The organism is Pseudoduganella sp. GW821-FHT12E03, assembly GCF_058807115.1.
The window spans coordinates 422,950-448,117 of sequence record NZ_JBXAQJ010000007.1; the positions used below are offsets into that span (position 1 = coordinate 422,950).

Consider the following 25,168-nt stretch of genomic DNA (forward strand, 5'->3'; position numbering starts at 1 on the left):
CAGGTTTGATGGGTTACGACTGCGGTGAAAACAGCGAGTGTTGTTCGATCCGCTTGGAGATTTCCGAAATCAAGGCGCGCGCCAGGGTCAGCTTGTCGGCGCGCGGCAGGATGGTGTGGCCGTTTTCATCGAACAGGATGATGGTGTTGTCGTCCTGGCCGAAGGTGTGGTGGCCGATGTTACCGACCAGCAGCGGAATGCCTTTCTTTTCGCGCTTGGCGGCGCCGTATTCCAGCAGGTTTTCCGATTCCGCGGCAAAGCCCACGCAATACGGATAGCCGGCCAGGCTGGTGCGCTGGGCCACGGTGGCGAGGATGTCCGGATTTTGTTCGAACTTCAAATCCGGCACGGTGCCGTCGCCGGTCTTTTTCATCTTTTGCGTGCTCGGGTTGGCCACGCGCCAGTCCGCCACGGCGGCGACGGAAATGAACACGTGCTGGCCGTGCACCGAGCGCATGACTTCGTCATACATTTGCTGCGCGCTTTGCACGTTGATGCGCTGCACGCCGAACGGCGTGGCCAATGCGGTCGGGCCGGACACCAGCACCACTTCCGCCCCCGCTTCGCGCGCGGCGCGCGCCACCGCATAGCCCATCTTGCCGGACGACAGGTTGGTAATGCCGCGCACCGGATCGATCGCTTCAAAGGTCGGGCCGGCTGTCACGAGTATGCGCTTGCCCGCCAGGACTTTCGGCTGGAACGCCGCCACCAGTTCCGCCAGCAACTGTTCCGCTTCCAGCATGCGGCCCAGGCCCACTTCGCCGCAGGCCTGTTCGCCGGCCGCCGGACCGAAGATGACGATGCCATCTTCCCTTAGTTGATGCACGTTGCGTTGCGTGGCCGGGTTTTGCCACATTTCCACATTCATCGCGGGCGCCACCAGCAGCGGCACATGGCGCGGACGCGCCACGCACATGGTCGACAGCAAATCGTCGCAGGCGCCGTGCGCCAGCTTGAAGATGAAGTCGGCCGAGCAGGGCGCCACCAGGATCGCGTCCGCATTGCGGGTCACGTCGATGTGCGCCATGTTGTTGGCCACGCGCGGGTCCCACTGACTGCTGTAGACCTGCTTGCCCGACAGCGCCTGCATGGTCACGGGCGTAATGAAATGTTCGGCCGCGTCCGTCATCACCACTTGCACGGAGGCGCCTTCGCGCGTCAGGGCACGGCACAGCTCCGCCGCCTTGTAGCAGGCGACGCCGCCGGACAGGCCCAGGACGATTTTTTTGCCTTCGAGTTCCATCAGCGCTCCTTTATTTGTTCACGCGGCGCAGTTCATCGAGGATCATCAGACCCGCGCCAATGCAGATCGCCGTATCGGCAATGTTAAACGCGGGGAAGTGGCCGATGCCTGGCCAATGGAAATCCAGGAAGTCCACCACGTGGCCATACAGCAGGCGGTCGATCACGTTGCCGACGGCGCCGCCCAGGATCAGGGTCATGGACCAGCAAAACAGGCGTTGGGTGGAATGCTTGCGCAGCAGGTAAATGATGAACAGCGCGGCGGCAATGCCGATCCCGGTAAACAGGTAGCGTTGCCAGCCGCCGGCGTTGCCCAGGAAGCTGAACGCGGCGCCCTTGTTATAAGCCAGCGTGAGGTTGAAGAACGACGTCACCAGCAAGTCTTCGCCATAGCGGAAAGTCTTGTTGACGGTGATTTTCGTGATCTGGTCCAGCAAGATGATGATGGTGGCAATGCCCAGCCACGGGGCCAGTCCGCCGCCGGACGAGGATGATTTCATTGCGATTGGTTTGGATTTAGCCATGAACGTCCAAATAAGGTGGTACGGACAACGTAGGGCGGCTTTGACGGGGACGCCGAGTCAAAGCCGCCGAGGCGCCGCCGCGATGCATGCAAGGCGGGTTCGTAGAACCCGCCCTACGTGGAAATGACCGGGGGGAACTACGCGAATTTGCGCCGCTCGCCCGCGCCGAACAGGTTGCTGTGGCAGCGGCCGCACAGGCCCGGATGGTCCGCGTGGGTACCCACATCGGCGCGGTAGTGCCAGCAACGCTCGCACTTGGCCGCTTCCGACGCCTTCACTTCCACGGTTTCTTCCGCTTCGGACGCCACTTGCACGGCTTCTGCCTGCGACGTGATGAAGACGAACTTCAAGTCGTCATCCAGGCTGGCCAGCAGCGCGTATTTGTCGCCGGACGCCTTGATCGACAGTTCCGCCTGCAGCGACGAACCGATCGCGCCGGAACCACGCACTTCTTCCAGCTGCTTGGTCACGTCGGCGCGCACGGCGCGCAGCGCGTCGTACTTGGCCAGCAGTGCTTGCGCATCGGCAACAGCCGGGAATTCCCAGTACGTTTGCGTGAAGATGGTTTCATCGCTGGCGGCAAAGGTATCCTTGCCGGCAAAGACGGCCCAGGCTTCCTCGGCCGTAAACGACAGCATCGGCGCCATCACGCGCAGCAGGCTTTGCGTGATGTGCCACAGGGCAGTTTGTGCCGAGCGGCGCGCGTGCGAATCCACCGCCGACGTGTACAGGCGGTCTTTCAGGATGTCGAGGTAGAAGCCGCCCAGGTCTTCCGAGCAGAAGTTCTGCAGCTTGGACACCACCGGGTGGAATTCATAGTTTTCGTAATGCGCGGCGATTTCCTGTTGCAAGGCATCAGTCGCGGCCATCGCATAGCGGTCGATTTCCAGCAGTTCCGCCACCGGCACCGCGTTGCTCGCGTGGTCGAAGTCCGAGGTGTTGGCCAGCAGGAAGCGCAGGGTATTGCGGATGCGGCGGTACGATTCCGTCACGCGCTTGAGGATCTCGTCCGAGATCGACAGTTCGCCGGTGTAATCGGTGGAGGCCACCCACAGGCGCAGGATGTCGGCGCCCAGCTTGTTCGACACATCTTGCGGCGACACGGTGTTGCCGACCGACTTGGACATTTTCTTGCCTTCGCCATCGACGACAAAACCGTGCGTCAGCAGCGCTTTATATGGCGCCGAGCCGTTCAGCATGGCCGAGGTCAGCAGCGACGAGTGGAACCAGCCACGGTGCTGGTCCGAACCTTCCAGGTACAGGTCGGCCGGGAAGTGGCTTTGTTCCTGGTGCGAACCGCGCAGCACGGTCTGGTGCGTGGTGCCGGAATCGAACCACACGTCCAGCGTGTCCTTGTTTTTTTCATAGTGGGCCGCGTCGTCGCCGAGCAAGGTGGCCGGGTCGAGCGCCTGCCAGGCGTCGATGCCGCCTTTTTCAATCAGCTGTGCCACCTGTTCCAGCAATTCCGGCGTGCGTGGATGCAGTTCGCCGGTTTCCTTGTGGATGAAGAAGGCCATCGGCACACCCCACTGGCGCTGGCGCGACAGGGTCCAGTCCGGACGGTTGGCGATCATGCCGTGCAGGCGCGCCTGGCCCCAGTCCGGGAAGAAGCGGGTGGCGTCCACGCCTTTCAACGCGGCCTGGCGCAAGGTCGGGCCGCCGTCTTTCGGATGCGCGTCCATGCCGGCAAACCATTGCGAGGTGGCGCGGTAGACGATCGGGGTCTTGTGGCGCCAGCAGTGCATATAGCTGTGGTCGAACATTTTCAGTTCGAACAGCGCGCCGGCTTGGCGCAGCGCGTCGCAGATCGGTTTCGACGCTTCCCAGATCGTCATGCCGCCAAACAGCGGCAGGGTCGACACGTATTTGCCGTCGCCCATCACGGGTTTCAGGATTTCATCGTCCTTCATGCCGTGCGCCTTGCACGAGATAAAGTCGTCCAGGCCGTAGGCGGGCGCCGAGTGCACCACGCCGGTACCGCTCTCGGTGGTCACGTATTCGGCCAGGTACATTGGCGAATAGCGGTCAAAGAAGGCATCGCGCGCATGCAGCGGATGTTTGAAGCGGATGCCGGCCAGCGCGGCGCCTGTCGCGGTGCCGATGGTCGTGCCTTCCAGCTTGTAGCGCGCCAGGCACGATTCCACCAGGTCTTGCGCCAGGATCAGCAGCAATGGCTGGCCATCGCGATTGGTTTCCACCAGCGCGTATTTGACTTCCGGGTGCACATTCAGCGCCTGGTTGGACGGGATGGTCCATGGCGTGGTGGTCCAGATCACGATAAAGCCGTTCTCGGTCGGCAATTTCGGCAAATCAAAGGCGGCGGCCAGCTTGTCGTGCTCGGCAAAGGCAAAGCCGACGTCGATCGCCGGATCGCGCTTGTCCTTGTATTCGACTTCCGCTTCGGCCAGCGCCGAACCGCAATCGAAGCACCAGTTGACCGGCTTCAGGCCACGGTACACATACCCTTTTTCCAGCATCTTGCCGAGCGCGCGCAGTTCGTCCGCCTCGTTGCCGAAGTTCATCGTCAGATACGGGTTTTCCCACTCGCCCAGTACGCCGAGGCGGATGAAGTCTTTCTTCTGGCGCTCGACCTGCTCGTGCGCATAGGCGCGCGCCTTGGTCAGCACGTCGGCGGTTGGCAAGTTCTTGCCATGCAGTTTTTCGATCTGGATTTCGATCGGCATGCCGTGGCAATCCCAGCCCGGCACATACGGCGCGTCGAAACCGGCCATGGTGCGCGATTTCACCACCATGTCCTTGAGGATCTTGTTGACGGCATGGCCGATGTGGATGTCGCCGTTGGCGTACGGCGGGCCGTCATGCAGCACGAATTTCGGACGGCCTTTGGCCGCCTTGCGGATGCGCTGGTAAATCTGCTTGTCTTGCCAATCCTTGACCCAGTTCGGTTCGCGCTTGGCGAGGTCGCCGCGCATCGGGAATGGGGTTTCAGTCATATTGACCGGATACTTGCTGGGGGCCTTCTTGTTATCAGACATGGATCATTCTTTAATGTTGGGTGTTTTGGCAGGCGCCGGCCTGGCAGGCGGCGCCGATATTCAGCAGGGCGGTGACAGCGCTCAAATTCGGTCGGTCGCCGTGACGGCGCCGCTGCGCTGGGCAAACCACGCGCGGGCTTCGACGGCATCCTGTTCGATGGCTGCCGTCAGCGTCGGCAAGTCGATGAATTTTTCCTCGTCGCGGATCTTCTTGAGGAATTCCACCCGCACGTTCTCGCCGTAGCAGGCGCGGTTGAAGTCGAAGATATGCACTTCCAGCAGCACACGGCCGGCGTCTTCCACCGTGGGACGTACGCCGAGACTGGCCACGGCGGGCAGCGGCTGGTCCGCCAGGCCATGTACCTGCACGATAAAAATGCCGCCCAGGGCAGGGCGGTGCGGCACCCGCAAGTTCAGGGTTGGGAAGCCGATCGTCCGGCCCAGTTTGGCGCCGTGGATCACATGGCCGGAAATCGAATAGGGATGGCCCAGCAATTGTTCCGCGTGTTCGAAGTCGCCATTGGACAGCGCGACACGCACGGCGGAACTGGAAATGCGGTGGTCGCCGTTCATGACGGTTGGCAAGATGTCGACTTCAAAGCCATATTTGCGGCCGGCTTCCATCAGCATTTCGACATTGCCGGCGCGCCGGGCGCCATAGCAAAAGTCGCCGCCCACCATCAGCCATTTGACGTGCAAGCCATCGACCAGCACGTTTTCCGTGAATGCCTGCGGGCTCAGGGACGCAAACGGCGTATTGAAATGTTCGACGATGACCCGGTCGATGCCATTGTTCGACAGCGATTGCAGCTTGTCGCGCAAGTTCGCGATACGCGCCGGCGCTTTCGACAGGTCACCGGACTTTTGCGCAAAGAATTCACGCGGATGCGGTTCAAAGGTCATCACGGCCGCTTCCAGGCCCAGCCGGTCGGCGGCAGCCCGTACGCGCGCCAGCAACGCCTGGTGGCCACGGTGGACACCGTCGAAGTTGCCGATAGTCAATGCGCACGGCGCGCGCGCTGCAGCATTGGGAAGTCCGCGAAATACCTTCATAGGAGTTTTGCGCTAAAAAACTAGGCTTAAATGAAGGATTATACGTTCTGACAGCGGATTTGACCTAAGTTAAGGCCACAGCGGGCCGCAGCGCACCATTTTTGCGCTACGCCAAAACGAAAAAACGCTGCCGATGGGCAGCGTTTTCACAGAGCCGGATGAAATTAACCGCGGTTCTGCAGCACGAAGTAGCGGGCCACATCGGCTTCACCGTTGGTGCCTTTGACGGATTTCAAGGTCGATACGCCGGCGGCTTTCTTGCCTGCGTTGATCTGGCCGATACCGTAGTGCAGCTTCATTTCTTCCGGACGCTTGGCGGTGCCCAGTTTGACGGCCTGGTCCATCAGCTTCAGGCCCTGGTCGGCCTTGCCGGCGGAAACCAGTGCAAAGCCCAGGTTGAACATGGCGTCGGCGTCCTTGTTCTTCTCGGCTTCAGCCAGCGTGGTCGCTTGCTTGGCGGCGAATTCGGCTTCGTTCTTCAGCGCCAGGTCTTTCAGGCGCTTGTGACGTTCCGCATCGGTGCCCTGGCCCAGTGCGCCTTTTTTGTAGCCTTCGTCAATGATCTTCAGCGCTTCAGCCGGATTGCCGGTTTGCAGCGACAGCTGGCCCATTTCCATGAAATCGTTTGGCTTGGCCAGCAGGCCCAGCGCCAGTTTCAGGCGCAGGATGTCCAGGTTCAGCGTGCTCGAGAAGCCAGGCTTGGCCACCACGCGCTGCAGCAGGTCAGCCCAGTAGCTGGTTTTCGGGTAGTTGCCGGCCAGGCGTTCCAGGGTGTTGACGTAGCCTGCCTTGTCGTTTTGCTTCAGCTGGATGTTGGCCAGCATTTGCAACTGGGATTCGGATGCTCTGCCATTGGCTTGCAATTCCTTGGCCGCTTCGGCGTACTTGCCCGACACGTAGTAGGTCTGGGTCAGCAATTCCTGCAGCTGCTGGTTGCCCGGATTGTCTTTCAGCGCGCGCTGGATCCAGGTGATGGCTTTTGGGTAATCCTTGGCCTGGTAATACAGGCTGGCCAGGGATTGCGTGAATTTTGGTGCTTCCGCAGCGGACAGTTTGCCGGAGTTGATCACGGCTTCGAAGGCGCGGGCAGCGGTTTCATTGTCGCCGGCTGCTGCAGCGGCCGAGGCACGGGTGCGCTCGATCAGGTATTTCTCGTTATCGGTTTTGCCGCCGACTGCGTCGGCTTCCCTCAGCTTGGCCAGCGCATCTTTATTCTTGCCAGCTCCCGCCAGTTTCTGTGCTTCCTGCAGTGGTTTGCCGACTTCTGGACGGACCGCATCCGCAGCGTAGGCGACCGACGACATGCCGACCATGGGAGCAGCGGCGTTGAAGCCGATGGCGGCCATCACCAGGCCGAGATGCGCGAGACGAAACTTGGTCATAAGGAAGTGTTCTTTCTTAAAAAACAATAGGCAGGATCACCTGCCTATTGTAGATACGTACGGATTACTGGAACTGCTCGTTACCGACCAGGCCAATCTTGGTGACGCCCAGGCGTTGGGCCGAAGCCATCACGCCTGCCACTGCGTCGTACTGCACCAGCTTGTTCGGACGCAGGTGAACTTCAGGCTGGTCGGCTTGCGCCGCCACGTTCATCAGCTTCGCTTCGAGCGTGCCACGGTCAGGAACGACCTGGTTATCCCAGAGAATCGTGCCGTCGAAGTCCACGTCAATCGTCACCACCACTGGTTCCTTGGTTGGCGGCGGCGGGGTGCCGACCGGCATGTTCAAGTTCACAGAGTGGTTAGCTTTTGGAATCGTGATAATCAGCATGATGATCAGCACCAGCATGACGTCGATCAGCGGCGTCATGTTCATTTCCATCATTGGTTCCGGATCGGCGCTAGGGGCGCTACCGCCACCGACATTCATACCCATGAGTTATTCCTTTCTAGAAACTCGTCCGGATGGAGTCCATCCGGACGAAGAGGTGTTAGCCCCTGTCAGGCGGCTCGGTAATGAAGCCGACCTTCTGGATGCCAGCACGCTGGGTGGTGTAGATCACCTTGCCGATCGATTCATAGCGTGCACCGCCATCGCCGCGCACATGAACCTCAGGCTGAGGCACTTTCACCGCCTGTTCCTTCAGAAAATCGAACAACTCATTCGTGTCAGCCATCCGTTTCTGATTCCAGTAAATGTCGCCATCCTTGTTAACAACGATGTTGACGTTTTCCGGCTTGGCCTGGATCGGCTGGTTGGTCTCTTTCGGCAGTGTAATCTGCTGCAGTTTGAGCACAACCGGGCTGGTCACCAGGAAGATAATCAGCAGAACCAGCATCACGTCCACGAGGGGCGTGGTGTTGATCTCTGACAGGACGGCGTCTTCATCTCCGCTATCGGAGCCTACGGACATACCCATGATTAATTAACCAATCTTTTTAGCAGCAGCAGCGCCAGCCTGGGAGGTCGACATTGCGCCGGAAATCAGCACGGAGTGCACGTCAGCGGAGAACGAACGAACGTCTTCCATTGCGGTTTTGTTGCGGCGAACCAGCCAGTTGTAACCCAGAACGGCAGGAACTGCCACCAGCAGACCCAGCGCGGTCATGATCAGTGCTTCACCCACTGGACCTGCAACTTTGTCGATCGATGCGTTACCGGTCATACCGATGTTGGTCAGCGCGCCGTAAATACCCCAAACGGTACCGAACAGACCGATGAACGGGGAGGTCGAACCAACGGTTGCCAGGAACGACAGGCCATCAGCCAGGCGGGACTGTACTTTTTCAACAGCGCGCTGGATCGACATGGTCACCCAGGTCGACAGGTCGATTTGTTCCAGCAGGGCGCCGTCGTGGTGGGCGGTTGCCTTGGTGCCGGTTTCAGCGATGAAGCGGAATGGCGAACCTTCGGTCAGCTGCGACGAACCGGCAGCGATCGAGGAAGCTTTCCAGAACTTGGCAGCGGTTTCTTTCGACTGCTTGAAGATCTTTTGCTGGTCGATCAGTTTGGTGATGATGATGTACCACGAACCCATCGACATCAGGGCCAGGATGATCAGGGTTGCACGTGGCACGAAGCCGCCATTCCACACAGCCTGGAAGCCGAATGGGTTTTCCACTTCTTCCATTGCTTTGCCACCGTGTGCAGCAGGAGCTGGTGCTGCAGCGTCAGCTGCTGGTGCAGCTGCTGCGTCCGCCGGAGCCGCTGCAGGTGCCGAAGCGGCAGCCGATGCAGGCGCGTCAGCCATTGCCGGGGCGCTCACCAGGGCGGTGGCTGCGGTCAGCGAGAACAGCACTGCGGCCAGTACAGCGGACAAACGGGTATTCTTAAACATGCTTCCTCCAAATTGATAAAATAATCAGTTCGCTGGATTGTATTTCAGCGAAATGCTACTACTTAATAGAGACGATGAATTGTCTCGGTTTTTATTCCAGCGTCCAGACGTACTGTACTTTGGTCCATTCTTGCACCGGATGGCCGTCTGCAGTGGCAGGTTTAAACTGGCACTTGCTCAGACCATTTTGCGCTGCTTTGTCCAAGTCGCGGAAGCCACTGGATTTATCAATGCGCGCTTCAACCACACGGCCGTCCACGCCAACCAGGAACGCCACGGTAACCGTGCCGGTCTCTTCGTTACGCAGTGACGATTTAGGCCATTCTGGTTTGCACTTTTCCAAGTCACCCTTTGCCAGGGTTGGCGCCGCTTTTGCAGGAGGCGCTGGCGGTGCCGGCGGTGCGGCAGCTGGCGGAGCCTTCTGGATTTCCGTCGTTGCAGGCTTCACGTTAGTCGCGTTGGAAATAACGTTTTGCGCCGGCGGCGGGGTCTGCACGTTCACCTCAACCGGAGGAATGAATGGCGGTGGTGGCGCCTTCATTTCTGGTGGTGGTGGTGGTGGTGGCAGCTCTTTAGGCGGAGGTGGTGCAACTTCTTCGATGATCTTGGTTTCAACCGGCTCGATCATTTTAGCGACCAGCCGCTTGCCCAAGCCCGTTACGATCCCATAGCCAATCAGGATGTGCAACAGGATGACGATGGTAATACCTGTGTAGTTCTTCCCGGTATCTTTCTCGTTATGCGTGAAATTCATGCCTGCTTTCTCCAATACCAACTCTCTTTGTACTACTTGAACCCCGTCAAGACGGACCGTGAAAGCTACTGGGCCGCATCCGGGACGTCGCGGAATTATACATACGAATTCTCAGAATTACATAGAAATTTGGCTCCTAAAACCGGTTAAATTTCATGTGCTTAGGCCCTTTTGGGGGGCGAGGCCTGCACCTTTCTAGTTCAAAAAGCAAGCTTTTCAGGTGCAATTTGCATGGCTGAGTAGGCCTTCCTTGATGAAGTTTTCTTTGCCGCGAAAAAACGGAATTTCATTACGACGGATGCGGCATTGTCATCGCAAAAGTTTGGTGTTTGCCGTTGCTGCTCTGCAACTGCAAGCCTCTTGCCATATAAGCAGTATAGAAGAATTTCGCAGACAACGACCCGCGGGCCAGGGCTGAATTTTCTTCTAATGTTATGCAACCGGCATGTTTTCGGCGGGTTTCAGGGCCCGTCCTACGGTCGCGGAAAGTTCTTTCATGCATACGGACCTGAAATCCGCCTTAAACCGGGTGGACATCATCACTGCAATCGATGACCCTTATCACGATGAAGGATGACTGCCCGCCCGCAAGCGGCATCAAATGCCGCGATTGCGCTTTTCGCGCTTGACCTCCATGGAATTGATCACGTTGCCGTGCGGGTCGACGGTTTCCAGGTGGACATCGAAGCCCCACAGCCGCGCCACATGTTTCAAGACTTCATTGGCTTGCTGGTTCAGCGGCCGGCGGTTGAATTGCGTATGCCGCAAGGTCAGCGCACGGTCGTCGCGCGTATTGACGGACCAGACCTGGATATTCGGTTCGCGGTTGCCCAGGTTGTACTGTTCCGCCAACTGCGTGCGCAGGTAGCGGTAGCCCAGTTCATCGTGGATGGCGGACACCGCCAGCTTTTCATTCTTGTCGTCGTCCAGCACGGCAAAGAAGTGGAATTCACGGATCAGCTTGGGCGACAGGTATTGCGCAATGAAACTCTCATCCTTGAAATTGCGCATGGCAAAGTCCAGGGTCTTGCGCCAGTCGCTGCCGGCAATGTCCGGGAACCATTCCTTGTCTTCCTGGGTCGGGTTTTCGCAGATGCGGCGGATGTCCTGCATCATCGCGAAGCCCAGCGCGTACGGATTGATGCCACTGTAATAGGGGCTGTGCACTGGCGGCTGGAACACCACGTTGGTATGGCTCTTCAGGAATTCCATCATGAAGCCATCACCGACCACGCCCTCGTCATACAACTGGTTCAGGATCGTGTAGTGCCAGAACGTGGCCCAGCCCTCGTTCATCACCTGGGTTTGGCGCTGCGGGTAGAAGTACTGGCTGATCTTGCGCACGATGCGCACCATCTCGCGCTGCCATGGTTCCAGCAGCGGCGCGTACTTCTCTATAAAGTACAGCAGGTTTTCTTCCGGCTCCTGCGGGAAGCGCGGCGGCGGGCGGTCGATTTCCTCTTCCTCGCGGCGTGGCAGGGTGCGCCACAGGTCATTGATTTGCGACTGCAGGTATTCTTCCCGTTCCTTTTGCTTCAACTGTTCCTGCGCCAGCGACAGCTTGGCCGGGCGTTTATAGCGGTCCACCCCATAGTTCTGGATCGCGTGGCACGAGTCCAATAACAGTTCCACCGCATCGATGCCATGGCGCTGTTCGCACTCGGTAATGTAATTCTTGGCGAACACCATGTAATCGATAATGGCTTCCGCATCGGTCCAGGTGCGGAACAGGTAGTTGCCTTTGAAGAAAGAGTTGTGCCCATACGCCGCATGCGCGATCACCAGCGCCTGCATGGTCAGGCTGTTCTCTTCCATTAAATAGGCGATGCAGGGATTCGAATTGATGACGATTTCATACGCCAGGCCCATCTGGCCCCGTTTATAGCCTTTTTCCGTGCTGAGGAAGTGCTTGCCGAAGGTCCAGTGGTTATAGGAGACGGGCATGCCAACCGACGTGTAGGCGTCGATCATTTGCTCGGCCGTGATGATTTCCAGCTGGTTTGGATACGTGTCCAGGCCGAAGCTTTCGGCCACGCGGCGGATTTCTTCATGCGCCTGCTCGATCAGCTCGAACGTCCATTCGGATTGTTCGGGCAGGGCGCGCGGGTGGGGAACGCGTTTGGTCATCTGGTTCATAAGACACTCTATATAGAGGCTGCCTACTTCGGCTGCTTTTTGAACAGTTCGCGGAACACCGGATAGATATCGGCCGGCGTGACGATCTTTTGCATCGCAAAGTGCGGGTGGTGGTCCGGCACCAGCGCATATTGTTCCCACAGGTTTTGCGGTGGACCGTCCGTGATTTCCACGTAGGTGTAGTACTGGACTTTCGGCATGATGCTGTTGATCAGCAATTGCTTGCACAGCACCGAATCGTTATCCCAGTTGTCGCCGTCCGAGGCTTGCGCCACGTAAGAGTTCCACGACCCGCTGCCATAGCGTTCGTCGATGATCTTGTTCAGCAAGTGCAGCGCCGACGACACCACGGTGCCGCCCGACTCACGCGAATGGAAGAACTCGTTTTCATCGACTTCGGCCGCCGCGGTATGGTGGCGGATAAACACCACTTCAATCTTTTCATACACACGTTTTAAGAACAGGTACAGCAGGATGAAGAAGCGCTTGGCGGTATCCTTGCGGCTTTCATCCATCGACCCGGACACGTCCATGATGCAAAACATCACAGCTTGCGTCATGGGCTTCGGTACCTTGATCCGGTTGCTGTAGCGCAGGTCGAACGGATCGATAAACGGGATCGCCAGCAGGCGGGTGTGCAAGTGGTGGATCAGCTTCTTTAATTCCAGCACATAAGGATCATCCAGCGGGGCGCCGGCTTCCAGCAGGGCGGACATTTCGTGTTCCGCTTCCGTCAGGCGCTTGCGGGAACTGCCGCCGACGGCAATGCGCCGGCCCAGTGCGCCGCGCAGCGAGCGCAGCACGTGGATATTCGATGGGGTGCCGGACACGGTATAGCCGGCGCGCTGGTTTTTGAATTCCGTGGTGGCGGTCAGCTGGGTCTTGACCATGTGCGGCAATTCAAGGTCTTCGAAGAAATAATTCATGAATTCTTCGCGCGACAGCTCGAAGATGAAATCATCTTCCGAAGTTTGGTCGCTGTTGCCGGCCTTGCCACGGCCGGAACCGCCGCCGCTCTTGGGGCGGTTGATCTGGTCGCCTTTCAGGTATTCCTGGTTGCCGGGATTGATGACTTCCCATACGCCGCCGTGGGCGTGGCCAAATGTGGGTTCGTTCACGTCCTTGACGGGAATTGAAACTTTTTCGCCATTCTCGACGTCGGTAATCGAGCGGCCCTTGATGGCGCGCCCTACCGCATCCTTGATCTGGCCCTTGTATCGCCGCAGGAACCGTTCGCGGTTGACCGCGGACTTGTTCTTACCCTGCAAACGACGATCGATGAGGTGAGTCAAAGTGCCTCCTGCTTCTATTCCGGCGTTATTGCCGCGAACGGCTGCCGGGTTTCGTAGGGCGGTTTCCGCTGTGCGCAAGCCGCCATGGCGAAACCGCCCTACGCCTGATTATGCACCTCTTACGATGACTTCCTCACGCGCAGGTACCATTCGCACAGCAACCGCACCTGTTTCGCCGTATAGCCTTTCTCCACCATGCGCGCCACAAAGTCCGCGTGCTTGTTGGCGTCCTCGGCGGAGGCTTTCGCATTGAACGAAATCACCGGCAGCAGCTCTTCCGTATTCGAGAACATTTTCTTCTCGATCACAGTGCGGAACTTTTCATAGCTGGTCCAGGCCGGATTCTTGCCGCCGTTATTGGCGCGCGCGCGCAAGCCGAAGTTGACGATCTCGTTGCGGAAATCTTTCGGATTGCTGATGCCGGCCGGCTTTTCAATTTTTTCCAGCTCATTGTTCAGCGATTCGCGGTCGAACGATTCACCGGTGTCCGGATCACGGTATTCCTGGTCCTGGATCCAGAAGTCCGCGAACGTCACATAGCGGTCGAAGATGTTCTGGCCATATTCGGAATAGCTTTCCAGGTAGGCGGTCTGGATTTCCTTGCCGATGAACTCGACATAGCGCTGCGCCAGGTGTTCCTTGATGTACGACAGGTATTTCTGTTCCGTCTCCGGCGGGAATTGTTCGCGCTCGACCTGCTGCTCCAGCACATACAGCAGGTGGACCGGATTGGCCGCCACTTCGGTATTGTCGAAGTTGAAGACCTTGGACAGGATCTTGAACGCGAAGCGCGTCGACAAGCCGTTCATGCCTTCATCGACCCCGGCATAATCCACATACTCGTGGATCGACTTGGCTTTCGGATCGGTGTCCTTCAGGTTGTCGCCGTCGTACACCAGCATCTTGGAAAACAGCGATGAGTTTTCCGGATCTTTCAGGCGCGACAGGATCGCGAACTGCGCCATCATGCGCAAGGTGCCCGGCGCGCAAGGCGCTTTTTCCAGCGACGAGTTGGCCAGCAGCTTGTCGTAAATCTTGATCTCGTCGGTCACACGCAGGCAATACGGCACTTTGACGATGTAGATCCGGTCAAGGAATGCTTCATTGTTGCGGTTGTTTTTGAACGCTTTCCATTCCGACTCATTCGAGTGCGCCAGGATGATGCCGTCGAAGGGAATCGCGCCAAAGCCTTCCGTGCCCTTGTAGTTGCCTTCCTGCGTGGCGGTCAGCAGCGGGTGCAGCACTTTGATCGGGGCCTTGAACATCTCGACGAATTCCATCAGGCCCTGGTTGGCCAGGCACAGGCCGCCGGAGTAGCTGTACGCATCCGGATCATCCTGCGCGTAATCTTCGAGTTTGCGGATATCGACCTTGCCGACCAGCGACGAAATGTCCTGGTTGTTTTCATCGCCCGGTTCGGTTTTCGAGATGGCGACCTGTTTCAGGATCGACGGGTAGCGGCGCACCACGCGGAACTGGTTGATGTCGCCATTGAATTCATGCAGGCGCTTGACGGCCCATGGGCTCGGGATATTGCGCAGGTAGCGGCGGGGGATGCCGTAGTCTTCTTCGAGGATGGTGCCGTCTTCCTGTTCATTGAACAGGCCCAGCGGCGATTCATTGACGGGCGAGCCTTTCAGGCAATAGAACGGCACTTGCTCCATCAGCGATTTGAGTTTTTCAGCGATGGACGATTTGCCGCCACCGACCGGGCCCAGCAGATACAGGATTTGCTTGCGCTCTTCCAGGCCTTGCGCGGCATGACGGAAGAAAGACACCACTTGTTCAATCACTTCCTCGGTACCGTAGAACTCGCGGAATGCCGGGTAGATCTTGATGACCTTGTTGGCGAAGATGCGGGACAGGCGCGTATCGTTGCGCGTATCGACCAGCGTAGGTTCGCCAATGGCAGCCAGCATGCGTTCCGCGGCGGAAGCGTAAGTGAGCCGATCCTTCTTGCAAAGCGCCAGGTATTCGGACATGGACATTTCCTCTTCCCTGGTGCGTTCATACCGTGCTGCGTAGTTGTCAAAAATGGTCATTTGAATGTCCTTTGATGAATAAACCTGCTAGTCACTTGGTCGGCAGTGGTGCCTGCTGGCCTTTGCTGTGGTGAGTGTGTTTCTCCCTATCGTATTGTTCTTGTTGTGGTGTGCATCCAGCGACCTGCGGAGGCACGGATTGCCCGTGCCGCGGTGCTGTGTTGTTGGGCCGTGCGGAGGATGTTTGCCGGCATAGTTTTGCGCTCTGTATAACGCATCTTACGTAGATGAAATTAATTATTGCTCCACTGCTTCAGGAAGTCAAAACATATGTCGCAATATCGTTAATAGGATTCTGTAAGGCGTTGAATTTAAATCGGAAAATATAAGTTTCCGATGTGTTTTTCAACGCTGTTCAAGGCCTCGCCGCTGCCTTTTCGCCACATTAGCATGGCTGAGCCAATCATGCCTGCACGCATGGAATGACAGGCGTGCGATAAACTGCGCGGATCCTGTCCAACCATGAAAGAACAGCCATGATGAACAATCAGTTACGCACGGTGGTGCAAGCGATGCCGAAAGCCGAACTGCACATCCATATCGAAGGGTCGCTGGAACCCGAACTGATCTTCTCGCTGGCCAAGCGCAATGGCGTCCAGCTGGCGTACCCGTCGGTGGAGGCATTGCGCCAGGCCTATGCATTCACGGATTTGCAATCGTTCCTCGACATCTATTACGCGGGCGCCAGCGTACTGTTGCAGGAGCAGGATTTCTACGACATGACGGCGGCGTATTTGAAAAAAGCCGCGGCGGATAACGTGCGCCATACCGAGATTTTCTTTGACCCGCAAACCCATACGGCACGCGGCGTGCCGATGGCCACCGTGATCAACGGCATTTACCAGGCATGCCAGGACAGCCCGGTGTCCGCCACCCTGATCCTGTGCTTCCTGCGCCATTTGTCCGAAGAGGATGCGCTGCAAACCCTGGAGCAGGCGCTGCCGTTCCGCGACAAGTTCATCGGTGTTGGCCTGGATTCTTCCGAAGTGGGGCATCCGCCGGAAAAATTTGCCCGCGTGTTTGCCCGCTGCCGCGACCTGGGGCTGCACATTGTCGCGCACGCCGGCGAAGAAGGCCCGCCGGCCTACATTCAATCCGCGCTCGATGTGCTGAAAGTCGAGCGCATCGACCATGGCGTGCGCATCCTGGAAGACCAGGCGCTGACGGAGCGCGCGGCGCGCGAAGGCATTGCGCTGACGGTGTGCCCGCTGTCCAATACCAAGCTGCGCGTGTTTGACCAGATGAAAGACCACAACCTGGTGCAATTGCTGGACGCGGGGCTGGTGGCGACCGTCAATTCGGATGACCCGGCTTACTTTGGCGGCTACATGAACGATAACTTCCTGGCCGTGTTTGAAGCGCTGCCGCTGGGCTTGTCGCATGCGCAGCGCCTGGCGCGCAACAGTTTTGTGGCGGCATTCTTGCCGGAAGCGCAAAAGCAAAAATTCCTGGCGGAAGTCGACGCGTATTTCGCGGCATTGCCGGCGTAAGTTCCCCGTCGTCCCGCCGATGGCATGCATGGATGGTCCATGCATGCCATTCAAGTATTAAGGCACCCTTAACAAATCCCCGTCATGCTTTAACCTTGGTCAACTTTGTCCACCAGGGAACCCGATGTTTGCACAAGCAATCCGCATGACTTTGCGCGACTGGCGCGCCGGCCAGTTGCGTTTCCTGCTGGTGGCGCTGGTGGTGGCGGTGGCCGCCTTGTCCGCTTCCGGTTTTTTCATTGACCGCCTGCGCGCCGCGCTGGACCGCGACGCCCACCAGTTGCTGGGCGCCGACATGGTGATCACGGCCGACCAGCCCGCGCCATCGAACTGGCGCGAGGAAGCGGCCAAACGCGGCTTGCGGCTAGCGTCCACCGTGGTGTTCCCCAGCATGGCGCAGGCCGGCGAAGGCGAAGCGTCGCTGTCGCAGCTGGCGTCGATCAAGGCCGTCACCAGCGCGTATCCGCTGCGCGGCCGCGTGCGCGTGGCGAATTCGCCGGACCAGGCCAATGACGGCCTGGGCGACCCGGCCGCCGGCATCCCCGCCGCCGGTACCGTGTGGGTCGATGCCGGCTTGCTGCCGGCGCTCGATACGCGGGTGGGCGGCGTGATCCGCCTGGGCGACAAATCGTTCACCATTGCGCGCCTGATCGCGGCCGAGCCGGACCGGGGCGCGTCGTTCATGAATTTCGCCCCGCGCGTGATGTTGCGGGAAGACGAGCTGGCGGCCACGGGACTGGTGCAGCCCGGTGCGCGCATCACCTACCGCATGCTGGTGGCGGGGGACGACATGAAAGCCGTGCAAGCCTTCAATGACTGGCTGCAAGCCGCCATCAAGACCGGCAATGTGCGCAATGTGCGGCTGGAATCGCTGGAAGCGGGCCGCCCGGAAATGCGCGCCACCCTGGACCGCGCCGACCGCTTCCTGTCGCTGGTGGGCTTGCTGTCCGCCATGCTGGCGGCGGTGGCCGTGGCGATGGCGGCGCGCCGTTTCATGGCGCGCAACCTCGATGCGTGCGCCATGTTGCGCTGCCTGGGCTTGACGCAAAACCAGGTGACCACGCTGTACCTGATTGAATTCGGCCTGGTTGGCCTGGTCGGCAGCGCGCTGGGCGTGGCGCTGGGTTTTGTCAGCCACTTCGTGCTGCTGGAATCGCTGGGCGCGCTGGTGGCGGCGGATTTGCCGCCAGCCACCATCGCTCCGGCGCTGCAGGGCCTGGCGGTCGGTTTGCTGTTGCTGGCGGGCTTTGCCTTGCCACCCGTGCTGCAACTGCGCAATGTCCCGCACAACCGCGTGATCCGGCGCGAAGCGGCCGCGCCGCAACCGATGGCGCTGGCGACCTATGGCCTGGGCCTGGCCAGCTTCTTCGCCCTGCTGCTGTGGCAGGCGCGCGATGTGAAGCTGGCGTCGCTGACCGGGCTGGGTTTCCTGGCCGCGTTCGGCCTGTTCGCGCTGATCGGCTGGCTGGGGCTGAAGGCATTGAAGCCGCTGCGTGGCGCCGTGAACCACCAGGCGTGGCGCTTTGCCGTCACGTCGCTGCAGCGGCGCCCGGGCGCCACCGTGGTGCAAGTGGTGTCGCTGGCGCTGGGCTTGATGGCGTTGCTGCTGCTGACGGTGGTGCGGGGCGACTTGATGACCGCATGGCGCAATGCCACGCCGCACGATGCGCCGAACCGTTTCATCATCAATATCCAGCCGGACCAGAAAGACCCGATTACCGACCGGCTGAAAGCGGCCGACGTCGCCAGCGTGCCGATGTATCCGATGATCCGGGGCCGCCTGACCGCCATTAACGACAAGCCAATCACATCTTCGACGTACACGGAGGAACGGGCCAAAGGGTTGGCGGAACGGGAATTCAACCTGTCGACCATGGCTGATATTCCCGCGGAAAACAAGATCGTGGCCGGCAAGTGGTATGCGGATGAGGAAGGCAAGCCGGAAGCCTCGGTGGAAGAGGGCATCGCGAAAACCCTGGGCCTGAAGTTGGGCGACCGCATGCGCTTCGATATCGCCGGGTCGCCCGTGGAGGCCACGATCACGAGCTTGCGCAAGCTGGAGTGGGGCTCGATGCGCGTGAATTTCTTTGTCGTCATCAACCCGAAAGCCATGGCGGACACGCCGCAAACCTGGATCACGGCGTTCCACCTGCCGAAGCAGCACGCGGCCATGGGCAATACCTTGGCGCGCGCGTATCCGAATTTGACCGTGGTCGATGTCGGCGCCGTGCTGCGCCAGGTGCAGGCTGTGCTGGACCAGGTCATCGTGGCGGTGGAATTCCTGTTTGGTTTTACCCTGATTTCCGGCGTGCTGGTGCTGTATGCCGCGCTGATGGGGTCGCAGGATGAACGTACCCGTGAAGCGGGCCTGCTGCGCGCACTGGGCGCCACGCGCCAGCAACTGTCGCGCGCGCAATTGATTGAATTCCTGCTGGTGGGCGCACTGGCCGGCTTGCTGGCGGCCACTGGCGCGGCAGCCATGGGATGGGGGCTGGCGACGTATCAGTTCAAGTTCGACTGGGTGTTTAATCCGGGTGTGTGGGGCGCGGGCCTGGCGGCCGGCGCGCTGTGCGCGATTGCAGGCGGCTACCTGGGCTTGCGCGGCGTATTGAAGCACCCGCCATTGCAGACCCTGCGCAACGCTTGAGGCGTAGGGCGGCTTGCATAAAGCCGCCGTGTTTGCAGGCAGGTGCTGCTGGTGCTGGTGGCGGCGCATGCATGGCGGCTTCCGCTGGCGCGGAAACCGCCCTACGGATTTTGCGCCGCGGCACGGTTTATGCCACGTCCAGGTGCACCGCAAAGCCTTCCCGGCCCGGCGCGATCTCGTCGCGCAAGGTCAGCGCCGGGATCGCATAATCCCCCAAATTCTGCTTGCGGAACGGGATCGGCGGCGTCACCGCCAGGCTGTCGAGCCGCTGTCCCAGCGCCGACCGCACATCCGCAAAGCGCGCCGCGTCCATGCGGCTGGTGCGGTACACCACGAACGGCGGCAGCACGTCGAAGCCCGGGTAGTGCAGCACGCCGTGCTGGATCGGGAACAGCAAATCATCGATCGGGCCATTGATGCCGCGCGCGCTGTAATGGGATTCCCAGCCGCCGGTGGTCACCACCAGCATGGCGCGCTTGCCGGACATTGCGCCCTGGCCATAGCGTTCGCCCCAGCGCTGGTCCGAATGTTCCCCCACGCCGTACGCAAAGCCATAGGCATAGACCCGGTCGATCCACCCTTTGAGGATGGCCGGCATGGAAAACCACCACAGCGGAAATTGCAGGATCACGGCATCGGCCCAGCGCAGCTTGTCCTGCTCGGCGGCGATGTCGGCGCTTTGCACGCCATGGGCAAACGCGTGTTTCGAATCGAGCGACGGGTGGAAATGCGGGCCGACCGGCGCGGCCATGCTGTCGGCGGCATCGATCGGGGCTTTCCAGTCCATCGCATATAAATCCGACACTTGCACGGCATGGCCTTGCGCCTGCAAGCGCTGGACGGCAAAGTCCTTGAGGGCGCCGTTCAGCGACTTGGGTTCCGGGTGGGCGTAGACGATCAGGATCTTCATGTGTGGCTCGCAAGGTAAGTGGAGCCGTCAGGATAGGCAATGCTGCGGTATAGTTGAAATGAATAGTTGAAATTGTAGGTATATTGAAAGTTAATTGCTGATGAATGACTTGCGCCGGCTGGACCTGAATTTGCTCGTCACGCTCGATGTCTTGCTGGCCGAGCGCAACGTCACGCGCGCCGCGCAGCGGCTGCATTTTTCGCAGCCGTCGGTCAGCGTGCACCTGGCGAAATTGCGGGGCATCTTTGGCGATCCGCTGCTGTTGCCCGGTCCGCGCGGCATGCAGCCGACGGCCCGTGCGGAAGAGTTGCGGGCGCCGCTGCGCCAGGCGCTGGCAGCATTGTCGCAGGCGGTGCAGCCCAGCAAGGCGTTCGATCCCGCCACGGCCGACCATACATGGCGCGTGGCCGCTGCCGACTATGGCGAAACCGCAGTGCTGTTGCCGGCGCTGGCTGGGCTAAGGCAGGCGGCGCCGGGCACGCGGCTGGCCGTGGTGCAGCTGGAACCGGCGCGCATCGGCAAACTGGCGGAGCAGGGCGAGATCGACCTCGCGCTGCATACGGCCGAAGGCGTGCCGGACGGCCTGCACCGGCAAACCCTGTTCAGCGAACACTATGTGCTGGCGGGACGCAGCGGCCATCCGCGCTTGCGGCGTCCGCCAACGCTGGCGCAGTTTTGCAAGCTGGAACATGTGATCGTTTCGACGGCCGGCGGCGCTTTTTATGGCGTGACCGATGAGGCGCTGGCGCAGCAGGGCTTGCAGCGCAAGGTGGTGCTGTCGGTGCCGCATTTCCTGTTCGTGCGGGCCGCGCTGCTGTCGACCGATCTGGTGGCGATGTTGCCGGCGCGGCTGGTGCGGGGCGTTCCCGGCTTGCGCGTGGTTCCGCCGCCGGTGGCCGTGCGCGGCTATGACATGGTGATGGTCTGGCATGAGCGCAGCCACCGCGATCCCGCCCACCAGTGGCTGCGCGGTCACATTGCGGCCTCTGTATGAATCCACAGTGGTATCATGCCAGGTATCATGACTGAACAAACACTTTATGAAGCCATCGGCGGCGAACTCAAGTTGCGCGAGATGGTCGATCGCTTTTATGACTTGATGGAGCTGGAGCCGGAATTTGCCGTGATCCGCGCCCTGCATCCCCCCACCACCGAAGGTTCGCGCGACAAGCTGTTCTGGTTCCTGTCCGGCTGGATGGGCGGGCCCGATGCGTTTGTCGAACGCTTCGGCCACCCGCGCCTGCGGGCGCGCCACTTGCCATTCCCGATCGGCACCACGGAGCGCGACCAGTGGCTGCGCGCCATGGCGTGGGCGATGGAGGAGGTTGGCATCCAGGAAGAATTGCGGGTACGGCTGATGCAGTCGTTTTACCAGACGGCGGACTGGATGCGGAATCATCCACACTAAGCATCCACATTAATGGGCTCCATGGAATTCTGGGTATTGCTGGCGCTGGGCGGCGCGGTATTGGCGCTGCAGGTGGTCAGCCTGCTGCGCGCCCGCGCGCCGCAGCAAGACAAAGGCATGGCGGAACTGGCGGCCGGACTGGAGCGGGTCGAACGCGAAGTGCGCTTGCAATTGCAGGCGACAGCGCAGGCGACGCGCCAGGAAAACGCGCAATTGCTGGCGCAATCCCATGCCGCCACGGTCCAGCAACTGGACGTGATGCGGCGCCAGATTGAAACCTTGACGGAAACGTCCGCGCGCCGCCTGCTGGAAGTGCGCGCCACCCTGGAAGTCAAAATGCGCGAACTGCAAGCCGACAATGGCGCGCGGCTGGAGGAAATGCGCAAGACCGTGGACGAAAAACTGCATGCGACCCTCGAGCAGCGCCTGTCCGCGTCGTTTCAGCAAGTGTCGGAACGGCTGGAGCGGGTGCACCAGGGCCTGGGCGAAATGCAGCAGCTGGCGCTGGGCGTGGGCGACTTGAAACGCGTACTGACCAACGTGAAAACCCGTGGCACCTGGGGCGAAGTGCAGCTGGAAATGCTGCTGGAGCAAGTGCTGACGCCGGACCAGTATGCGAAAAACGTGGAAACCGTGGCGGGCTCGAATGCGCGCGTGGAATTCGCATTGAAATTGCCGGGCCAGCGCGATGGCGAAGTGCCCGTGTGGATGCCGATCGACGCCAAATTCCCGAAAGAGCAATACGAACGCCTGCTCGACGCGGCCGAGCGGGCCGATGCCGATGGCGTCGCCCTGGCCGGGCGCGAACTGGAACGCGCCGTGCGCACCGAAGCCAAAACCATCGCCGACAAATACCTGGCGCCGCCCGCCACCACCGACTTCGCGATCCTGTTCCTGCCGACCGAAGGGCTGTATGCGGAAGTCATGCGCCGTCCCGGCCTGGCCGATGAATTGCAGCGCGTGCACCGCATCAGCATCGCCGGCCCGTCGACCCTGATGGCGTTGCTGAACAGTTTGCAGATGGGCTTCCGTACGCTGGCGCTGGAAAAGCGCTCGTCGGAAGTGTGGCAAGTGCTGGGTGCCGTCAAGACGGAATTCGCCAAGTTCGGCGACGTGCTGGCGACCACCCGCCTGACCCTGGAAAAGGCGGCGCGCAATATCGAAACCGCCGAAGTGCGCAGCCGGCAAATGGCGCGCAAGTTGAAATCGGTCGAGGCGCTGCCGGAGGGGGCGTCGCAGCAGTTGCTGGGACAGGCGGACAGCACGGAAGACTCTGACGCGGCGTGATGCTGCATGCATTGGTGGTTTCGCTGCGCGAATCCCCCCTACGGAATAACGCCGCTGGTCTTGTGCTACGTTGCGGCCCGGCGTACTGGCTGGTCCTGTTATCCCGAAATGCGTAGGGAGGATCGCTGACGAGCCGCCATGCATGTGCCACCGTGCCGCATGCCATGGCCACCGGTATTAAATCAGGCCCTCGAACATCACCACTTCCACCAGTTCCCCCGCCGCCACATCGCCCTGCTCATGTGGCAGGATCACCATGCAATTGGCTTCCGACATCGACCGTAAAATGCCGGACCCTTGCGATCCCGTGATGCGCACTTCGCGCTCGCCGCTGGGGGCGATATAAATGATGCCGCGCTGGTATTCCGTGCGGCCCGGTTTCTTGCGCAGGGCCACTGAACTGCGGGCGCGCACCGTGAAATGGCTGGCCGTGGCGCCCATCATTTTCATCAGTCCCGGCCGCACGAAGAAATAAAACGCGACCATGGCCGCGACCGGATTGCCCGGCAAGCCAAACAGCCATGACTGCCGGCCTTCTGAGGCAATGCGGCCAAACGCCATCGGGCGTCCCGGGCGCATGTCCAGGTTCCAGAAACCCACGTCGCCCAACTCCGCCATGATGGACTTGATGTAATCGGCCGCGCCGGCCGACACGCCGCCGCTGGTGATGACGGCATCGGCGCTGCCGCACGCCGTGCGCAGCGCTTCTTCCAGTGCGGCCCGGTCATCGCGCACGGCGCCCATGTCGATCACATCGCAGCCCAGCCGCACCAGCATGCCGTACAAGGTATAACGGTTGCTGTCATAGATGCAGCCCGGTTCCAGTGCTTCGCCGATCGAGCGCAATTCATCGCCGGTGGAAAAGAATGCCACGCGCAGGCGGCGCCGCACCGGCACTTCCGCCAGGCCCAGTGACGCCAGCAGGCCGAGGTCGGCGGGGGTGACGATTTTGCCCTGGTGTAGCGCGGGTTTGCCGGCCGCCAGGTCTTCGCCTTTGAAGCGGCGGTTGGCGCCGGTCTGGATGGCGCCGGGGGCGATGGTGACGCTGTCGGCGCCGATGGCGGCCGCCAGTTCGTGCGGCAGCACGGTGTCGAGTCCGTCCGGCATGACGCCGCCCGTCATGATGCGGACGCATTCGCCCGGTGCGATGTGCACGCCGGACGGGCGGCCGGCATAGACCGTCGCGGCCACGCGCAGGGTGGTGGGGGCGCTTGGCGCCAGGTCGGCGCCACGGAAGGCATAGCCGTCCATGGCGGAGTTGTCATGTGCCGGCACGTCGATCGGGGAAATCACATCGTTGGCCAGCACGCGCTCGAGCGCCTGGCGCAGCGCGACTTTTTCCACGGCGGCCACCGGTGTGATGGCGTCGCGGATAATGCGCTGCGCTTCGCTGGCGGACAGCGATGCCTTGCGGCCAAAGCCGCTGGCGCCGGGTTCCGCCTGCTTTTCCATGTCTTTCAGGTCGGCCAGCGTATTGATATTGCGAAATGCGCCGGCGTCCTGGAACAGGACTTCGGTAACCTTGATGGCGCCATACCAGCCGTCCATGCGGCGCCCGCCGGTTTCCATGTAAGCCTCGAGCCTGGGCAGCACGGATTTTCTCATCAGCGCGAACACCGGATGCACGCGGCGGTACGCATCCCCGCTTTCATCGGCGTCCATGGTGACGGCGACGGCCAGGTCGGCATCGTCGCGCAGCAGCGCTTCGGCCAGGCGCTGGCCGAGGTCTTCGGGCAGCAGGGGGGAGTCGCACGGCGCCGTCAGCAGCCAGTCCGTGCCGCAGCGGCGCAAGCCGGTCTGCAAGCCGGCCAGCGGACCTTCGAAACCTGCCAGGTCATCTTGCCAGACCGGCGCATCGGAATTGGCGGCCACGGCAATGGAGGCATAGGCGGCGTGGTTGCGGTTGGCGTTGATGGCCAACTGCGCCACTTGCGGCGCCAGCCGCTGCAGGACGTGGGCGGCCAGCGGACCGCCACGGAATGGTTGCAGCCCCTTGTCGACGCGGCCCATCCGGGTGCCACGGCCACCGGCCAGTATCATGCCGGTCATCTTGTGCTTGAAAGTCAAACCATCCCCCTTGAATTACACGCTGGTAAGCTGCCAGTCT

The 25,168-nt window shown here is 60.6% G+C and carries 19 protein-coding genes; 5 read left to right on the top strand and 14 right to left on the bottom strand.

Features of this window, described 5'->3' with window-relative positions; all coding sequences use genetic code 11:
* Positions 1 to 13: 13 nt before the first annotated feature.
* From coaBC to AC1RRC_RS20050, 12 genes are all read right to left on the bottom strand, one after another.
* Positions 14 to 1,243: a bifunctional phosphopantothenoylcysteine decarboxylase/phosphopantothenate--cysteine ligase CoaBC gene (gene coaBC, locus AC1RRC_RS19995; RefSeq protein ID WP_493057272.1), complete on the bottom strand. Its 1,230-nt coding sequence runs from the start codon at positions 1,241 to 1,243 to the stop codon at positions 14 to 16.
* A gap of 10 nt (positions 1,244 to 1,253) precedes the next feature.
* Positions 1,254 to 1,766 carry a signal peptidase II gene (gene lspA, locus AC1RRC_RS20000; RefSeq protein WP_493057273.1) on the bottom strand — a complete coding sequence of 171 codons (513 nt, stop codon included), beginning with the start codon at positions 1,764 to 1,766 and terminating at the stop codon, positions 1,254 to 1,256.
* 137 nt (positions 1,767 to 1,903) lie between these two features.
* Positions 1,904 to 4,762: an isoleucine--tRNA ligase gene (gene ileS, locus AC1RRC_RS20005; protein ID WP_493057274.1), complete on the bottom strand. Its 2,859-nt coding sequence runs from the start codon at positions 4,760 to 4,762 to the stop codon at positions 1,904 to 1,906.
* An 81-nt stretch (positions 4,763 to 4,843) separates the two neighbouring features.
* Positions 4,844 to 5,815 carry a bifunctional riboflavin kinase/FAD synthetase gene (locus tag AC1RRC_RS20010; RefSeq protein WP_493057275.1) on the bottom strand — a complete coding sequence of 324 codons (972 nt, stop codon included), beginning with the start codon at positions 5,813 to 5,815 and terminating at the stop codon, positions 4,844 to 4,846.
* Between the two features lie 164 nt (positions 5,816 to 5,979).
* On the bottom strand, positions 5,980 to 7,197 hold the full coding sequence (locus AC1RRC_RS20015) for a tetratricopeptide repeat protein (protein WP_493057276.1): 1,218 nt from the start codon (positions 7,195 to 7,197) through the stop codon (positions 5,980 to 5,982).
* 64 nt (positions 7,198 to 7,261) lie between these two features.
* Entirely contained in the window at positions 7,262 to 7,693 is a 432-nt protein-coding gene (locus AC1RRC_RS20020; protein WP_493057277.1) for an ExbD/TolR family protein, read from the bottom strand.
* Positions 7,694 to 7,748: 55 nt separating this feature from the next.
* Positions 7,749 to 8,177 carry an ExbD/TolR family protein gene (locus tag AC1RRC_RS20025; RefSeq protein WP_493057278.1) on the bottom strand — a complete coding sequence of 143 codons (429 nt, stop codon included), beginning with the start codon at positions 8,175 to 8,177 and terminating at the stop codon, positions 7,749 to 7,751.
* A 6-nt stretch (positions 8,178 to 8,183) separates the two neighbouring features.
* Positions 8,184 to 9,095, bottom strand: a complete 912-nt coding sequence (locus AC1RRC_RS20030; protein ID WP_493057279.1) for a MotA/TolQ/ExbB proton channel family protein — start codon at positions 9,093 to 9,095, stop codon at positions 8,184 to 8,186.
* A gap of 91 nt (positions 9,096 to 9,186) precedes the next feature.
* A complete protein-coding gene (locus AC1RRC_RS20035; protein ID WP_493057280.1) occupies positions 9,187 to 9,849 on the bottom strand; it encodes an energy transducer TonB in 663 nt (220 codons plus the stop codon).
* Between the two features lie 597 nt (positions 9,850 to 10,446).
* Positions 10,447 to 11,976 carry a SpoVR family protein gene (locus AC1RRC_RS20040; RefSeq protein WP_493057319.1) on the bottom strand — a complete coding sequence of 510 codons (1,530 nt, stop codon included), beginning with the start codon at positions 11,974 to 11,976 and terminating at the stop codon, positions 10,447 to 10,449.
* Positions 11,977 to 12,008: 32 nt separating this feature from the next.
* The gene (locus AC1RRC_RS20045; protein WP_493057281.1) at positions 12,009 to 13,277 is read right to left on the bottom strand and encodes a YeaH/YhbH family protein; all 1,269 of its coding nucleotides are present in this window, start codon (positions 13,275 to 13,277) and stop codon (positions 12,009 to 12,011) included.
* 119 nt (positions 13,278 to 13,396) lie between these two features.
* On the bottom strand, positions 13,397 to 15,319 hold the full coding sequence (locus AC1RRC_RS20050; protein ID WP_493057282.1) for a PrkA family serine protein kinase: 1,923 nt from the start codon (positions 15,317 to 15,319) through the stop codon (positions 13,397 to 13,399).
* A 476-nt stretch (positions 15,320 to 15,795) separates the two neighbouring features.
* Here AC1RRC_RS20050 and AC1RRC_RS20055 point away from each other — a divergent pair, with 476 nt between their 5' ends.
* Positions 15,796 to 16,809, top strand: coding sequence for an adenosine deaminase (locus tag AC1RRC_RS20055; RefSeq protein WP_493057283.1), 1,014 nt, complete (start codon positions 15,796 to 15,798; stop codon positions 16,807 to 16,809).
* 124 nt (positions 16,810 to 16,933) lie between these two features.
* Entirely contained in the window at positions 16,934 to 19,456 is a 2,523-nt protein-coding gene (locus AC1RRC_RS20060) for an ABC transporter permease (protein WP_493057284.1), read from the top strand.
* Positions 19,457 to 19,583: 127 nt separating this feature from the next.
* Here AC1RRC_RS20060 and AC1RRC_RS20065 read toward each other — a convergent pair whose 3' ends face one another.
* A complete protein-coding gene (locus AC1RRC_RS20065) occupies positions 19,584 to 20,366 on the bottom strand; it encodes an NAD(P)H-dependent oxidoreductase (RefSeq protein WP_493057285.1) in 783 nt (260 codons plus the stop codon).
* Between the two features lie 100 nt (positions 20,367 to 20,466).
* Here AC1RRC_RS20065 and AC1RRC_RS20070 point away from each other — a divergent pair, with 100 nt between their 5' ends.
* From AC1RRC_RS20070 to AC1RRC_RS20080, 3 genes are read left to right on the top strand one after another with little or no spacing between them, the layout of a single operon-like run.
* The gene (locus AC1RRC_RS20070) at positions 20,467 to 21,360 is read left to right on the top strand and encodes a LysR family transcriptional regulator (RefSeq protein ID WP_493057286.1); all 894 of its coding nucleotides are present in this window, start codon (positions 20,467 to 20,469) and stop codon (positions 21,358 to 21,360) included.
* A 27-nt stretch (positions 21,361 to 21,387) separates the two neighbouring features.
* Positions 21,388 to 21,774 (top strand): group II truncated hemoglobin, encoded by a 387-nt coding sequence (locus tag AC1RRC_RS20075; protein WP_493057287.1) that lies wholly within the window; start codon positions 21,388 to 21,390, stop codon positions 21,772 to 21,774.
* 12 nt (positions 21,775 to 21,786) lie between these two features.
* Complete coding sequence (locus tag AC1RRC_RS20080) at positions 21,787 to 23,061, top strand: DNA recombination protein RmuC (RefSeq protein WP_493057288.1); 1,275 nt, start codon at positions 21,787 to 21,789, stop codon at positions 23,059 to 23,061.
* 177 nt (positions 23,062 to 23,238) lie between these two features.
* Here AC1RRC_RS20080 and moeA read toward each other — a convergent pair whose 3' ends face one another.
* Positions 23,239 to 25,128: a molybdopterin molybdotransferase MoeA gene (moeA, locus tag AC1RRC_RS20085; protein ID WP_493057289.1), complete on the bottom strand. Its 1,890-nt coding sequence runs from the start codon at positions 25,126 to 25,128 to the stop codon at positions 23,239 to 23,241.
* Positions 25,129 to 25,168 lie beyond the last annotated feature (40 nt).

Excerpts from the sequence above, each read along its gene's own strand:
- AC1RRC_RS20015 (WP_493057276.1), bottom strand. The coding sequence starts at position 7,197 with ATGACCAAGTTTCGTCTCGCGCATCTCGGCCTGGTGATGGCCGCCATC.
- AC1RRC_RS20025 (WP_493057278.1), bottom strand. The coding sequence starts at position 8,177 with ATGGGTATGTCCGTAGGCTCCGATAGCGGAGATGAAGACGCCGTCCTG.
- AC1RRC_RS20055 (WP_493057283.1), top strand. The coding sequence starts at position 15,796 with ATGATGAACAATCAGTTACGCACGGTGGTGCAAGCGATGCCGAAAGCC.
- coaBC (WP_493057272.1), bottom strand. The coding sequence starts at position 1,243 with ATGGAACTCGAAGGCAAAAAAATCGTCCTGGGCCTGTCCGGCGGCGTC.
- AC1RRC_RS20035 (WP_493057280.1), bottom strand. The coding sequence starts at position 9,849 with ATGAATTTCACGCATAACGAGAAAGATACCGGGAAGAACTACACAGGT.
- AC1RRC_RS20040 (WP_493057319.1), bottom strand. The coding sequence starts at position 11,976 with ATGACCAAACGCGTTCCCCACCCGCGCGCCCTGCCCGAACAATCCGAA.
- ileS (WP_493057274.1), bottom strand. The coding sequence starts at position 4,762 with ATGTCTGATAACAAGAAGGCCCCCAGCAAGTATCCGGTCAATATGACT.
- AC1RRC_RS20050 (WP_493057282.1), bottom strand. The coding sequence starts at position 15,319 with ATGACCATTTTTGACAACTACGCAGCACGGTATGAACGCACCAGGGAA.
- AC1RRC_RS20065 (WP_493057285.1), bottom strand. The coding sequence starts at position 20,366 with ATGAAGATCCTGATCGTCTACGCCCACCCGGAACCCAAGTCGCTGAAC.
- AC1RRC_RS20075 (WP_493057287.1), top strand. The coding sequence starts at position 21,388 with ATGACTGAACAAACACTTTATGAAGCCATCGGCGGCGAACTCAAGTTG.
- AC1RRC_RS20080 (WP_493057288.1), top strand. The coding sequence starts at position 21,787 with ATGGGCTCCATGGAATTCTGGGTATTGCTGGCGCTGGGCGGCGCGGTA.
- AC1RRC_RS20020 (WP_493057277.1), bottom strand. The coding sequence starts at position 7,693 with ATGGGTATGAATGTCGGTGGCGGTAGCGCCCCTAGCGCCGATCCGGAA.
- AC1RRC_RS20030 (WP_493057279.1), bottom strand. The coding sequence starts at position 9,095 with ATGTTTAAGAATACCCGTTTGTCCGCTGTACTGGCCGCAGTGCTGTTC.
- AC1RRC_RS20060 (WP_493057284.1), top strand. The coding sequence starts at position 16,934 with ATGTTTGCACAAGCAATCCGCATGACTTTGCGCGACTGGCGCGCCGGC.
- AC1RRC_RS20070 (WP_493057286.1), top strand. The coding sequence starts at position 20,467 with ATGAATGACTTGCGCCGGCTGGACCTGAATTTGCTCGTCACGCTCGAT.
- AC1RRC_RS20010 (WP_493057275.1), bottom strand. The coding sequence starts at position 5,815 with ATGAAGGTATTTCGCGGACTTCCCAATGCTGCAGCGCGCGCGCCGTGC.
- lspA (WP_493057273.1), bottom strand. The coding sequence starts at position 1,766 with ATGGCTAAATCCAAACCAATCGCAATGAAATCATCCTCGTCCGGCGGC.